Below are 13,584 nucleotides of genomic sequence, written 5' to 3' on the forward strand. Positions count from 1 at the left end.
GGGCGGGCCGATGGGACCGTCGCGCGCCTCGATCTGCCGGCGCGCGCACACCTGCCGGGCGATCTCGCGCGTGCGCACATGCGCGCGCACGATCCCGGCCACGGAGTTTTCATCGGCGATGGCCACGGCCGGCAGGCCCAGCAGCGCGGCGCGCTCGACGTGTTCCTCGGGGTGGGAGGCCCCGGTGAGAAACGTGAAATTCGAGGTGATCGACAGCTCGGCAAACATGGCGAGTCGGCATTATATTCACCTTTTGTTCTTACGCGAGTCCTTCGCTGCCCGCATGGCGCACCCCGCTTCTTCTTGGTGTGAAATACCCCGGGGGAGTCCTGGAAAATTCGCGAATTTTCCAGGACGGGGGCAGCGCCCCCGGCGCGGTTCGCCACCGTCACAAGCGGTCGCGGAATTCCTCGAGCACCTGCTCGTAAACCGCGCGCTTGAAGGGCACGATCGCGGCCGGCAAATCCGCGGGCGGCAACCAGCGCCACTCGGAAAACTCCGGATGCTCGGTGCGGATATCGATGTCATCGTCCATGCCGCGAAAGCGCAGCAGGAACCATTTCTGCTTTTGTCCGCGGTACCTGCCCTTCCAGATCCTGGGCACCAGCTCGTGCGGCAGGTCATAGGTGACCCAGCCACGCGTCTCCGCCTCCACCTCCACCATGTCCGGCGACACGCCGGTTTCCTCCTGCAACTCGCGCAGGGCCGCGGTGCGCGGGTCCTCCCCCGCGTCCACGCCGCCCTGAGGCATCTGCCAGGCCGGGCCCTCGGTATCGATTCGCTGGCCCACGAACACCTCGCCCTGCCTGTTGGCCAGCATGACGCCGACGCAGGGACGGTAGGGCAGCGCCGCGATCTCGTCCGGCGTCATGCCGCCAGCCCCCTTCCCCTGAGCAACGCATCGACGCCCGGCAGGCCGCCGCGGAAGGCACGGTAGAGGTCATCGGCCTCGTCCGTGCCGCCGCGGGACAGGATGTTGTGCTCCAGAGCGCGGGCGGTCGGGCCGTCGAAAACATCCCCCGCCTCCTCGAAGGCGGCGAAGGCGTCCCAGTCCATCACCTCGGACCACATGTAGCTGTAATAGCCGCTGGAGTAGCCGTCTCCGGCAAAGACATGCGCGAAATGCGGCGTGGCGTGGCGCATCGGGATGGCGCGCGGCAGGCCGATGCGGTCCAGCACCTCGTCCTGTTTCGCCATCGGGTCCACGGGCGCGGGACCGTCATGAAACGCAAGGTCGACCAGCGCAGAGGCGAGATATTCAACCGTCTGGTGCCCCATGTCGGCATTGGCCGCCTCCAGCACCCGGGCGCGCATCTCGCGCGGCATGGGCGCCCCTGTGTCGCAGTGGGTGGCGAACTCGGTCAGCACCTCGGGCACCTCCAGCCAGTGCTCGAAGAGCTGGCTGGGCAGTTCCACGAAATCCCGCGCGACGTTGGTGCCGGACAGCGATTCGTAGGTCACGTCCGAGAGCATCTGGTGCAGGGCGTGACCGAATTCGTGAAACAGCGTGCGCGCATCGTCATAGCTCAACAGCGTCGGCGCGCCCTTGGCGAAATTGCAAACGTTGATGACAACCGGGCCCTGCGGCCGGGGGAACCTGGCCTGCCCCCGCATGGCACTGCACCACGCGCCGGACCGCTTGGAGCCGCGGGCGAACCAGTCGCCGATGAACACGGCGACATGCGCGCCGTCCCGGGTGACCTCCCACGCCCGGCAATCGGGGTGATAGAGCGGCACGTCGATCTCGCGGAACTGCAGCCCGAACAGGCGGTGCGCGCAGGAAAAGGCGGCCTCGATCATCCGGTCGAGCTGCAGGTACGGCTTGAGCGCGGCCTCCTCCAGCGTGTGCTCGGCCTGGCGCCGCTTCTCTGCGTAGTAGCGCCAGTCCCACGGCTCCAGCGGGCCGTTGAGGCCATCGGCCTGCATCATCTCGGTGAGCCGCGCGGCATCGGCCTCCGCCCGCGCCTTCGCCGGGGTCCATACCTGCATGAGCAGGTCGTGCACGGCCCCGGGCGTCTTGGCCATTTCCGTTTCCAGCTTGTAGGCTGCGAAGGAGTCGTATCCCAGAAGCCTTGCCCGCTCCTCGCGCAGGGCAAGGATCTCGGCGGCGATGGCGCGGTTGTCGGTATGGCCGCCGTTCGCACCACGCCCGACCCAGGCGCGAAAGGCACGTTCGCGCAGGTCGCGGCGGGGCGAGAATTGCAGGAACGGCACGATGAGCGACCGGGACAGCGTGATGACGGGCCCCGTGACGCCCTTTTCCCGCCCGGCTTCCCGTGCCGAGGCGACGAGGAAATCCGGCAGGCCCTCCAGGTCGGTCTCCGAAAGCTCCATGTACCAGCCGGCCTCGTCGGCCAGCAGGTTCTGGGTAAAGGCGGTGCCCAGTTCGGCAAGCCGCGACATGATCTGTTTCATGCGGTGTTCCGCGTCGCCGGTCAGGCCGGCGCCCGCACGCAGGAACCGGCGGCGCGTCAGGAAAAGCAGGCGGGCCTGCTCCGCCGTGAGGCCGAGCGATTCGCGCGTCGCCCAGACGGTTTCGATGCGACGGAAGAGCGCCTTGTTGGCATGGATTTCCGAGGCGAAGGCCGCCAGCCGCGGGCTGAATGCGCGCTGCAGGCGCTGCCGCTCGGGGTTGCTGTCCGCCCCGGCAAGGGTGAAGAAAACCGACAACACCCGGTCCAGCGATTTGCCCGCGCGTTCCAGCGCCTCGACCGTGTTGGCAAAGCCCGGCGCGGCGGGATCGTCGGCGATGGCCGCGATCTCGGCCCGGGCTTCGGCCAGCGCGGCCTCGAAGGCCGGTTCGAAATCCTTGTCCTCTATCCTGTCGAAGGGGGCGAGGCGGTAAGGCGTCGTCCAGTCGTCAAGCAGCGGGTTGGTCACGTCCAGAATCTCCTTTGGCGGACAGGCTAGGGGGCATCGCGGCGCGCGGCAATCACCCGTTGGCGCCCTGCGCCCCGCCGCCGCAGACCGGGCAGTTCGCGCGGGGCGACAGGCCGATCTTGCGCGTTTCGCCGTATAGCGCGTCATGAATCAGCATCTCGCCCCTCAGCGGCGTGCCGGCCCCCGTGAGCACCTTGATCGCCTCGGCAGCCATCATCGACCCCAGAATGCCCGGCAGCGGCCCCAGAACCCCCGCCTCGGCACAGCTGGGCGCCAGCCCCTCGGCGGGTTCCTCGGGAAAGATGCATTGGTAACAGGGTGTACCGGCGGCAGTGTCGAACACGCTGAGCTGCCCCTCCCACTGGGACAGCGCGCCGGAAATCAGGGGCTTTCCGGCGGCGTGGGCGGCGGCGTTGGACAGGTAGCGCGTTTCGAAATTGTCCGTCCCGTCAAGGATCAGGTCGTACTCTGCAAACAGCGCCGTGGCAGTCTCGGCGTCCAGCCGGCGATGATAGGGGCGGACCGTGACATGGGGGTTCTGCGCGTTCATCGCGTCGGCGGCCGAATGCGCCTTGGGTCGGCCGATATCCTCGTCGCGGTGGATGACTTGCCGCTGCAGGTTCGAGTTCTCGACCACGTCGCCGTCGATCACGCCGATCGTGCCGACCCCCCCGGCGGCAAGGTACATCAGCGCCGGAGAGCCGAGCCCACCGGCCCCGATCACCAGCACCTGCGCCTCTTTCAGCGCCTTCTGCCCGGGGCCACCGATCTCGCGCAGAACAATGTGGCGGGCATACCGCTCCAGCTCGGCCTCCTTGAACAGGCCCTCGCGCTGCTGCGGGCTCTGGGCGGCCTGCGCACGCCGGCGCAGCCCCCTGAGGCCCTGCCGATAGACCATCGCAACACCCCCGAAGCCGCCGATCATCAACCACGGCGCCGGGCTCTCGCCGGTGGCCATGCGCAGGGCGTGCCCATCCGGCATGACGAGATGCAACGCGACGACCGCGAGCCAGAGCACACCGATCATGTACCAGCGCAGCCGTCGTGGCGTGCCCATGAGCGCCCCCACGCCCCACAGCGCGGCGGCCATGACGACGACCAGCAGCATCAGCCCGCCCCCGTGGACCCGAAACCGCCCGCCCCGCGGGCCGTCTCGTCCAGTGACTCCGACACCGCGAACTGCGCACGGGTGACGGGGGCGACGACCATCTGGGCAATGCGCATGCCGTGTTCTATCCGCACGGGGTCCGCGCCGGCGTTCATCACGATCACGCCCAGCGGGCCGCGGTAGTCGCAGTCGATCGTGCCCGGGCTGTTGGGCAGGGTCAGGCCATGCCGCAACGCAAGGCCCGAGCGCGGGCGGATCTGCGCCTCGTACCCGTCCGGCAGTGCCAGCCGCAGGCCGGTCGGCACGAGCAACCGTTCGCCCGGCGCCAGTTCGGCGCCGTCCCGTTCCGGGAAATTGGCGCGCAGGTCGGCCCCCGCCGCCCCCGCGCTTTCATAGGCCGGCAGGCCGAGCGAACGGTCCGCACCGTCTTCCCAAACGATCGTGACGGTCACCATGATCTGCCCTTCACCCCTAACGTCAGCCTGCCGGTCACTCCAACGCCTCGGCCATGCGCCGCGCAAGACGCTCGGCCACCTCGCGCTTGGACATGCGCGGCCAGCTTTCGCGGCCCGTGTCGGTGATCAGCGTGATCGCGTTCTCCTCGCCGCCCATGATGCCGCTGGCAGGGCTGACATCGTTGGCGAGGATCCAGTCGCATCCCTTGCGCTCACGTTTGGCGGTGGCGTTGGCGACGACATTCTCGGTTTCCGCGGCAAAGCCCACGACAAGACGCGGTCGACCTGTCTCCATCCGGCTGACGGTGGCAAGGATATCCGGGTTCTCCTCGAACTCCAGCGCCGGCATGCCGCCCTGCGCCTTTTTGAGCTTTTGCACAGAGGCGCCCTTGACCCGCCAGTCGGCCACGGCGGCGGCAAAGACAGCGGCATCCGCGGGCAAGGCGGCCTGAACGGCCTCCAGCATCTCCTGCGCGGCGCCGACGCGCACCACCTCGACCCCGGCGGGGGGCGGGATATCCGCGGGGCCGGTGACGAAAACCACCTGCGCGCCCATCCCCGCGAGCGCCCGGGCCACGGCCGCGCCCTGCGCGCCCGACGACCGGTTGGCAATGTAACGCACCGGATCGATGGGTTCGTGGGTTGGGCCGGACGTTACCACGATCCGGCGCCCGGCGAGCGGACCGGCGCTCAGCGCCTCCTCGGTCGCGGCAAGGATGTCCATGGGCTCGGCCATGCGGCCGGGCCCGTACTCGCCGCAAGCCATGTCGCCGTCATCCGGCCCCACGAAACGGACCCCGTCACCCCTGAGCGTGGCGACGTTGCGCTGAGTGGCGCGGTGCCCCCACATCCGCACGTTCATCGCCGGCGCCGCCAGCACGGGCGTATCGGTTGCCAGCAGAAGGGTCGAGGCAAGGTCATCCGCCTGACCGTTGGCCATCTTGGCCAGCATGTCCGCGGTGGCCGGGGCGATCACGATCAGGTCGGCGCTGCGCGACAGTTCGATATGCCCCATCTCGGCTTCGTCGGTCAGGTCGAAAAGGTCGCGGTAGACCTTGTGGCCCGCCAGCGCGGAGATGGACAGCGGCGTGACGAACTCCGCGCCCGCCCGGGTCAGCACGGGGGTCACGGCCGCGCCGCGCTGGCGCAGGCGTCGGACGAGACCGAGCGCCTTGTAGGCGGCAATCCCACCGCCGACGATCAGAAGTATGCGTTTTCCTGAAAGCATGGCACCCCCGGGGTCTGACATCTCCGAGAGTAGGGCCAGCCCCGGGCCGTTACAAGGGCGCACGGGTGGTCAGCGGAACGCCTCGCAAGGGTCCTTGCGGTCGGGTGCCGGGGCCGAGACGACCTCGTCGAACGCGCCCGGCAGGGGCACGCCGTCCTCGGTCTGACCGACAACATGGACATCCAGCGCCGGCGCCACGCGCGCCAGTATCGCGGGCATACCCCAGTCCTTGCGCGCGTGGCCGTTGCCGGTGATGACCGCGACCGGCCCGCCGGTCTCTTCGTGCGCCGCGCGCGCCGACTGCGCCAGCATCGCGTCCCGCAGACGCTGAACGCGCACCATGCCCGGCAGCATGTCCTGCGGCAGGGCATCGCAGTGCGCCTCCATCTGCAGTGCCTCGCGCGCCGTCTGCTCACGCTCGGGCAGCGGCGTATCGAGACCATAGGCCGCCGCCGCTCCGTCCATGGGGCCGTCGAACCCCGCGTTCATCGCCGCGCGCGCCTCTTGGCGTGTCAGGCCGGCACCATAGATGCGCGCCCCCGGCGCGGCATCGAAGATCGGGTAATACATCGAGAAGTCCGGCCAGCCGGTTTCGTCCCACGCCAGCGCGTCGCGCAGCGCGTCCTCGGTCCGGCGATTCGCGGGCGTCACCTTGGCGGCCTGCTCTTGGGTGAGCATTTCGAACACGATCGCCGCCGGCGAAAGCTCCGCCACGCGCGCCGCCTGTTCCGCGTGATGACGGGGGTTGTCATGGATTTCCCCGATCACCAGTACATCCTGCGCTGCCGCCGCGACGGCGAACAGGCTGAAAAGAGCGCCAAGCAGTATCTTCATGCAAGGAGGTTTTGCACCTCGGCGCCATGGCGTTCAAGGTGCTTGCGCATTTTCTGGAACGCCGCCGCTTCCAGTTGCCGCACCCTTTCCTTGCTGAGCGCAAGCTCTTCCCCGAGGCTTTCCAGCGTGCGCGGGTCCTCTCTCAGCTTGCGTTCGCGGACGATGAACCGTTCGCGCGCATTGAGCGCGGACATGGCATCACCCAGCCAGCCACGCAGCCTGTCGGTATCGTGATCCTGCTCAACCAGTTCATCCCCGCGCAGGCCGTCATCCACGATCGTTTCGATCCACTCGCGGCCCTCGTCCTCGGTCGACTGGGTGGCGTTGAGCGAATAGTCGGTGCCCGACAGGCGGCCCTCCATCATCTCGACATCGCGCAGCGGCACGCCGACCTCGTGGGCGATCATCTCGCGCAGCTGGTGCGTGTCGAGTTCCTCGCCACGGGCCATCGCCTCGCGCTCGATGCGCGCCTGCACCCGGCGCATGTTGAAAAACAGCGATTTCTGGCTGCTGGTGGACCCGGTGCGCACCATCGACCAGTTGCGCATCACGTAATCCTGGATCGATGCCTTGATCCACCACACGGCGTAGGTCGAGAAGCGAACCCCCCTGTCCGGGTCGAACTTGTCGGCCGCCTTCATCAGGCCCAGCCCGGCCTCCTGGATAAGGTCGTTCATCGACGCGCCGTAACGCTTGTATTTCGCGGCCATCGATATGGCGAGCCGCATGTAGGCATTGATCAGCCTGTGCAGCGCGGCCTCGTCGCGATGGTCGCGCCAGGCATAGGCCAGCTGCAATTCCGTCTCGGCATCGAGAAGCTCGGCCTTCATCGCGGCCCGCGACATGTCGGTGGGTTGGTCTGCATCGAGCGGCATTTCGTTCCCCCGTGTCAGGCAGATCGTGAAGATCCGCTGTTTTGTGGACAATCACCGCGCATTACGTAGGTATTAACGCGGCGGATCATTTTGAAAGGCTCGAAAGACAGATGTTACCGGATCTGAGCGTGGTTCTCGGCGGGGCGGCCTCGGGAAAATCGACCTTTGCCGAGGGGCTTGTGGCCGCGTCAGGCCGCGACCGGGTCTATCTGGCCACCGCGCGCATCCACGACGAGGAGATGCGCACAAAGGTCGACCGGCACCGCAGCCTGCGCGGCGCGGGATGGCACACGGTCGAGGCACCGCTGGAGGTTGGGCCGGCGCTGGCGGCGGTTCCCCGACACAGCGCCGTCCTGCTGGATTGCGCGACGATGTGGCTGTCCAACCACCTGCTGGCCGAGCACGACCTTGCCGGGGCCGAGGCGGGTTTGTTCGAGGGGCTCGCCGCCTGCCCTGCCCCGGTGGTCGTGGTATCAAACGAAGTCGGGCTGTCGGTTGTCCCGGAGAACGCGCTGGCACGCCGGTTCCGCGAGGCTCAGGGACGGCTGAACCAGCGGCTGGCATCGCATGCCGATCTGGTGGTCAACGTGGTGGCCGGGCTGCCACAGGTCCTCAAAGGCACGCTGCCATGAGCCGCCTGTTCTGGGTCCGCCACGGGCCGACGCACGCGCGGTCCATGGTAGGTTGGTCCGACATTCCAGCCGATCTGAGCGACACGGCGCGGCTGAAACGGCTGTCAGAATACCTGCCGCGCGGGGCGCCCGTCATTTCTTCCGACCTGTCGCGTGCCGTGGCGACCGCCGACGCGATCGCGGGTCCCCGTCGGCGCCTGCCGCACGACCAGGACCTGCGCGAGATAAATTTCGGGGAATGGGAGCTTCTGCCCTTCGACACCGTGCCGGACCAGCCGCGCCTGCGCTCCTTCTGGGACCAACCCGGAGAGATACGCCCCCCCGGCGGCGAGAGCTGGCACGACATATGCGCGCGTACCGGGCGTGCCGTCGAACGCCTGCTTGGCGCACATTGGGGACCGGACATCATCGTGGTGTCCCATATGGGCACGATCCTGACCCAAGTGCAGCAAGCCCTGAGCATTCCCGCCTACGACGCGTTCGGCCACCGGATCGATAATCTTTCGGTGACAGAGCTGCACCTGCGCGACGGGGCGTGGACGGCGCGCGCGATCAACCACCTACCGTGAACCGCGGCACCGCCCGGGACGAGAGCCCGGTCGCGCGGAACTGTCCGCCGGTGTCGCCTGCTGCACCGCGGCGTGAAAAATGGTTTGAGTTTTTCACAGAATCGCCACATCGTGAAAATCGAAAAAGAATTTTCACGAGGGCGACACGGTGGACCAGACCGACCCCAACCGCATCCGCACGCTCGGCGCCGATCTGCGCGCGCTGCGCAAGGCGCGGGGGCGCACGCTCTCGGACGTGGCCGAAACGCTGGGGCGCTCCGTCGGCTGGCTGAGCCAGGTGGAGCGCGACCTGTCGGAGCCGTCTATTTCCGACCTGCGCCAGATCGCCAGGGCACTCGACGTGCCGATGTCGCTGCTTTTCGGCCATGCCAGCGCGCCGGCGGACGAGCAGGGTTTCGTGGTGCGCGCGGGCGCGCGGCGGCCCATGGGTTCGGGCGAGGAAGGGCTGATCGAGGAATTGCTCTCGCCCGATCTTACGGACGACTTCGAGGTGATCCATTCCACCTTCCGCCCGCATTCGCGGATGCAGGCCCCCGCGACACGCCCGACGCAGGAGGTGGGCTACGTCGTCTCCGGCAGGCTCAAGCTGAGCCTTGGCGGACGGGAATTCACGGTCGGCCCGGGCGACAGTTTCCGTTTTCGGGGCGAGACGTACTTCTGGGCCAATCCCTATGACGAACCGGCGGTGGCGATCTGGGTAATCGCACCGCCGGTCTATTGACGGAGGGCGCGATGTATCGGGGCGGGTGTTTGTGCGGCGTGGTGCGGTTCAGGGTCGAGGGCCGGCTTTGCGATCCGATCGCTTGTCATTGCACGCAGTGCCGGCGGCAATCCGGCCATTTTTTCGCGGCCGTCGCCGCCCCGCGGGAGGCGGTTTCGTTCGACGGCGACAGCGGTCTTGCGTGGTACCGCCACACCGACACCGCCTTGCGGGGGTTTTGCCGGGAATGCGGAGCGACCCTTTTCTGGAAGGGCGATGGCGCGCCCGACATCATGGTGGCGATGGGGGCGCTGGACGACACCGGCGACCTGCGGCTCGCGGCGCACTACTGGGTCGCGGACAAGGGCGGCTACTACGAGATCGCGGACGGGTTACCGCAACACGCGCGGGGCGACGGGTGAGGGCCGGGGCGCGGCACGGGACGACCGCCGCGCAATGCAGAGGATCAGGGAGGCAGAGACATGAGTGACATTCCAAGCACGGCGAGGGTGGTCATAATCGGCGGGGGCGCCGTGGGCGCGTCGGGGCTTTATCATCTTGCGCGCGCCGGCTGGTCGGACTCCGTCCTGCTGGAGCGCAACGAGCTTACCGCCGGCAGCACGTGGCACGCGGCGGGCAACGTGCCCACCTTCTCGACCTCTTGGTCGATCATGAACATGCAGCGCTATTCGACCGAGCTTTACGCCCGGCTGGGTGAAGAGGTGGGGTACCCGATGAACTACCACCAGACCGGTTCGATTCGCCTCGCGCATTCAAAGGAGCGGATGCAGGAGTTCGATCGCGCGCGCGGCATGGGCCGCTACCAGGGCATGGACCTCGAAATCCTGTCGCCGGACGACATCAAGGAACGCTACCCTTTCCTCGAGACGCATGATCTCGAAGGCGCGCTATACGATCCAAATGACGGTGACATCGACCCCGCGCAACTGACGCAGGCGCTCGCGACCGGGGCACGGCAGCTTGGGGCGCGGGTGGTGCGCCACTGCCCCGCCACGGGAATCAGCCGCGAGGGGGATGAATGGATCGTGCACACCGAGAAGGGCGACATTCGTTGCGAGTACGTGGTCAATGCCGCCGGTTACTACGCGCAAAGAGTGGGCGAGTGGTTCCGCCCCTTCGGCGGGCGGCGCGTGCCGATGATGGTGATGAGCCACCAGTACATGCTGACCGACGAGATCCCTGAACTGGAAGCGTGGAGCAAGCAGGCCGGCCACAAGCTGCCGCTGCTGCGGGACGTGGACAGCTCCTACTACTTGCGGCAGGAGAAGTACGGGCTGAACCTCGGGCCGTACGAACGCAACTGCAAGGCACACTGGGCCGATCCCTCCGACCCGATGCCGGAGGATTTCAGCTTCCAGCTCTATCCCGACGACCTTGACCGGCTGGAATGGTACGTCGAGGACGCCATCGCACGGGTTCCGATCCTTGGCACAGGAGGGGTGAACAAGGTGATCAACGGCCCTATTCCCTATGCGCCCGACGGGCTGCCGCTGCTTGGCCCCATGCCGGGCGTGCCGAAGGCGTTCGAAGCCTGCGTGTTCACCTTCGGCATCGCCCAGGGCGGCGGCGCCGGCAAGGTGCTGGCCGAAATGATCACAGAGGGCGCGACGGAATGGGACATGTGGGCGGTCGATCCGCGGCGCTATACTGACTACACCGACCGCGATTACTGCATCGCCAAGGGGATGGAGGTATATGGCCACGAATATGCCATGCATTTCCCCTGGCACGAATGGCCGGCGGGTCGCGACCGCAAGCTGTCGCCGGTAGACGACCGGATCAGGGCGCTCGGCGGGGTGATGGGCGCATATAACGGGTGGGAGCGGGCCAACTGGTTCGCCCAACCCGGCGATGACACCTCGGAAGAAGCGACGCAGACATGGAGCCGCTCCGGCCCGTGGGAGCCGCGCATTCGCGAGGAATGCGAGGCGGTGCGCGATGCTTGCGGCGTGCTCGACCTGCCGGGTTTCACGCGGCTGTGGATCTCGGGCGCCGGCGCGGACGAGTGGCTGCGCGGCTTCGTGACCGGCGCGCTGCCCAAGGTGGGGCGGATGAACCTCGTCTACGTGGCTGATGCGCGCGGCCGGATCGTGACCGAGTTTTCCTGCATCCGGCTGGAACAGGACAGTTTCGTGCTGATCACCGCGGCGTCGGCACAGTGGCATGACGGGGATCTGGTGCGGAAAGCGCTGCCGGACGGGCTGGAGTGCCGCGAAACCACGACGGAGCGTGACGCGCTGCTGGTGGCGGGTCCGAAGAGCCGCGAGGTGCTGGCCGGGATCACGGATGCTGACCTGACGCTGCCATGGCTGAGCCACCAGCACTGCATGGTGGCCGGTCAGAACGCGTTCATGATCCGGGTGAGCTTCACCGGAGAGCTGGGCTGGGAAATCCATGCCGAGAACGCCGCCATCCCGGCGATCTACGACGCGCTGATCGAGGCGGGGGCGAAACCCTTCGGCATGTACGCCTTGAACAGCCTGCGCATCGAGAAGGGCTATCGCGCGTGGAAGGGCGATCTCTCGACCGATTACTCGATGCTGGAGGCCGGGCTGGACCGGTTCGTCAAACTCGACAAGCCGCAGGATTTCCCGGGCAAGGCGGCGCTGCTGCGCGAGAAGCAGCAGGGGCGGAAGAAAGCCTTCGTGGCGCTCACGGTCGATGCAGGCGACGCGGACGCGCCCTACATGTCGACGGTCTGGCATGACGGGCACATCGTGGGCGAAACCACCAGCGGCGCCTGGGGCTACCGCGCCAACGCTTCCGTCGCGCTGGCGATGATCCGGGCCGACCTGGCCGAGCCGGGCACGACGCTGCAGGTCGAGATCTACGGCGAGCGATACCCGGCCGAGGTGCAGCCCCACGCGGCAGTCTGGGATCCCGAGAATGCAAGGCTGCGCGCCTGATGGCCCTGCCGGAAACCATGCGCGGCGTCTACCTCACCCGTCACGGCGGGCCCGAGGCACTGGAATGGCGCGAGGATATCCCGCTGCCCCGCCCCGGGCCGGGGCAGGTGCTGGTTCGGGTACTGGCAGCCGGCGTGAACAATACCGACATCAACACGCGGATCGGCTGGTATGCCGCGGAGATCACCGGCGCGACCGCGGAAACCGCGCAAGAGGTCGAGGCCGGGGGCTGGGGCGGCGCGCTGGATTTTCCGCGTATTCAGGGCGGCGACCTCTGCGGCGAGGTGGTCGCGACCGGGCCGGGGGCGGAGCGGTTCGCCATAGGGCGCCGCGTCACCTGCCCGATCAACCAGCCGCGTCCGACCGAGGAGAACCCGGTCGGCTTCGTGGCGCTCGGCTCGGAATATGACGGGGCGTTCGCCGAGTACTGCCTGCTGGAGGAACGCGACCTTTACGACGTAACCGACGCGCCGCTGTCGAATGTCGAAATCGCCGCCATCCCCTGCGCCTTCGGCACGGCGGCGGGGCTGTTGCACCGGGCGGGCGTGACCGCGCGGGACGAGGTGCTGATCACCGGCGCCTCGGGCAGCGTCGGGCTGGCGGCTGTACAACTGGCCCGCGGGATGGGCGCGCGCGTCACGGGGGTCTGCGCCGCCTCCAAGGCCGCGCTTGTGCAGGACGCGGGCGCGGCAGAAACGATCGACCGCGGCACCCCCCTGCCCGTGGACCGGTATCACGCGGTGATCGACGTCGTCGCCGGAGATGTCTGGCCCGCGCTGATCGAGGCGCTGAGGCCGGGAGGGCATTACGCCGTGGCCGGCGCCATCGCGGGGCCGGTGATCGAGGCGGATCTGCGCCGGATCTACCTGCGTGACGTCACCATTCATGGCTGCACCTACCAAGCGCCGGAGGTGTTCGCGCGGCTGGTGGAGATGGTCAACGCGGGAGATGTCAGGCCGCTGGTTTCCGCCACCTATCCGCTGCGCGACATCGGCCGTGCGCAGGCGGATTTCCAGTCCAAGGCCCTGACCGGGAAACTGGTCCTGCTGCCCGGGGACGAGGCCGACGCAACCGGTGCCGGGGAGGCAAAGACATGACCGCGATCACGCTGCTCGACGGGTCGATCGGACAGGAACTGGTGAAACGCGCAGGCGACAGGCCGACCCCACTCTGGTCGACAAGGGTCATGATCGACCATCCCGAACTGGTGCGCACCGTGCACGACGCCTATTTCGCCGCCGGGGCCACGGTGGCCACGACGAATACCTACCCGGTGCTGCGCGACAGGCTCGCCCGGGCGGGGCTGCAGGACGAGGCGGGCCGGCTGACCGAAATCGCCGCCCGCGAGGCCTGCGCGGCACGTGACGCCGCCGGCG

At 68.0% G+C, this 13,584-nt stretch carries 15 protein-coding genes; 7 read left to right on the top strand and 8 right to left on the bottom strand.

The features are described 5' to 3' along the window. The 8 genes from ACH13J_RS16985 to ACH13J_RS17020 form a co-directional block, all read right to left on the bottom strand. Nucleotides 1-228: hypothetical protein (locus ACH13J_RS16985; RefSeq protein ID WP_397544538.1), on the bottom strand; the 228-nt coding region annotated here is incomplete at its 3' end. Nucleotides 229-388: 160 nt separating this feature from the next. Further along, nucleotides 389-871 (bottom strand): RNA pyrophosphohydrolase, encoded by a 483-nt coding sequence (locus ACH13J_RS16990; protein WP_397544539.1) that lies wholly within the window; start codon nt 869-871, stop codon nt 389-391. Further along, nucleotides 868-2,880 (bottom strand): M3 family metallopeptidase, encoded by a 2,013-nt coding sequence (locus tag ACH13J_RS16995; protein WP_397544540.1) that lies wholly within the window; start codon nt 2,878-2,880, stop codon nt 868-870. The genes ACH13J_RS16990 and ACH13J_RS16995 overlap by 4 nt, the downstream gene beginning before the upstream one ends. 52 nt (nt 2,881-2,932) lie before the next feature. Further along, entirely contained in the window at nt 2,933-3,988 is a 1,056-nt protein-coding gene (locus ACH13J_RS17000; protein ID WP_397544541.1) for a molybdopterin-synthase adenylyltransferase MoeB, read from the bottom strand. After that, the gene (dut, locus tag ACH13J_RS17005) at nt 3,988-4,443 is read right to left on the bottom strand and encodes a dUTP diphosphatase (protein ID WP_397544542.1); all 456 of its coding nucleotides are present in this window, start codon (nt 4,441-4,443) and stop codon (nt 3,988-3,990) included. The genes ACH13J_RS17000 and dut overlap by 1 nt, the downstream gene beginning before the upstream one ends. Nucleotides 4,444-4,477: 34 nt before the next feature. Next, nucleotides 4,478-5,671: a bifunctional phosphopantothenoylcysteine decarboxylase/phosphopantothenate--cysteine ligase CoaBC gene (coaBC, locus tag ACH13J_RS17010; protein WP_397544543.1), complete on the bottom strand. Its 1,194-nt coding sequence runs from the start codon at nt 5,669-5,671 to the stop codon at nt 4,478-4,480. Nucleotides 5,672-5,740: 69 nt separating this feature from the next. Then, a complete protein-coding gene (locus ACH13J_RS17015) occupies nt 5,741-6,505 on the bottom strand; it encodes a ChaN family lipoprotein (RefSeq protein ID WP_397544544.1) in 765 nt (254 codons plus the stop codon). After that, nucleotides 6,502-7,380, bottom strand: a complete 879-nt coding sequence (locus ACH13J_RS17020; protein ID WP_397544545.1) for an RNA polymerase factor sigma-32 — start codon at nt 7,378-7,380, stop codon at nt 6,502-6,504. The genes ACH13J_RS17015 and ACH13J_RS17020 overlap by 4 nt, the downstream gene beginning before the upstream one ends. 110 nt (nt 7,381-7,490) lie before the next feature. Here ACH13J_RS17020 and cobU point away from each other — a divergent pair, with 110 nt between their 5' ends. From cobU to ACH13J_RS17055, 7 genes are all read left to right on the top strand, one after another. After that, nucleotides 7,491-8,012, top strand: coding sequence for a bifunctional adenosylcobinamide kinase/adenosylcobinamide-phosphate guanylyltransferase (gene cobU / locus ACH13J_RS17025; protein ID WP_397544546.1), 522 nt, complete (start codon nt 7,491-7,493; stop codon nt 8,010-8,012). Next, on the top strand, nt 8,009-8,581 hold the full coding sequence (locus ACH13J_RS17030) for a histidine phosphatase family protein (protein ID WP_397544547.1): 573 nt from the start codon (nt 8,009-8,011) through the stop codon (nt 8,579-8,581). Before cobU ends, ACH13J_RS17030 begins: the two co-directional genes overlap by 4 nt. Nucleotides 8,582-8,729: 148 nt before the next feature. Beyond that, on the top strand, nt 8,730-9,302 hold the full coding sequence (locus ACH13J_RS17035) for a helix-turn-helix domain-containing protein (RefSeq protein WP_397544548.1): 573 nt from the start codon (nt 8,730-8,732) through the stop codon (nt 9,300-9,302). Nucleotides 9,303-9,313: 11 nt separating this feature from the next. Next, entirely contained in the window at nt 9,314-9,703 is a 390-nt protein-coding gene (locus ACH13J_RS17040) for a GFA family protein (RefSeq protein WP_397544549.1), read from the top strand. Nucleotides 9,704-9,763: 60 nt separating this feature from the next. Continuing rightward, nucleotides 9,764-12,208, top strand: a complete 2,445-nt coding sequence (locus ACH13J_RS17045; RefSeq protein WP_397544550.1) for an FAD-dependent oxidoreductase — start codon at nt 9,764-9,766, stop codon at nt 12,206-12,208. Between the two features lie 5 nt (nt 12,209-12,213). Further along, nucleotides 12,214-13,305, top strand: coding sequence for an alcohol dehydrogenase catalytic domain-containing protein (locus ACH13J_RS17050; RefSeq protein ID WP_397544552.1), 1,092 nt, complete (start codon nt 12,214-12,216; stop codon nt 13,303-13,305). Beyond that, on the top strand, nt 13,302-13,584 hold a 283-nt coding region (locus ACH13J_RS17055), incomplete at its 3' end, for a homocysteine S-methyltransferase family protein (RefSeq protein ID WP_397544551.1). The genes ACH13J_RS17050 and ACH13J_RS17055, both read left to right, overlap by 4 nt.

The sequence above is a fragment of the Roseovarius salis genome (genome assembly GCF_044472985.1).
GTDB lineage: Bacteria > Pseudomonadota > Alphaproteobacteria > Rhodobacterales > Rhodobacteraceae > Roseovarius > Roseovarius salis.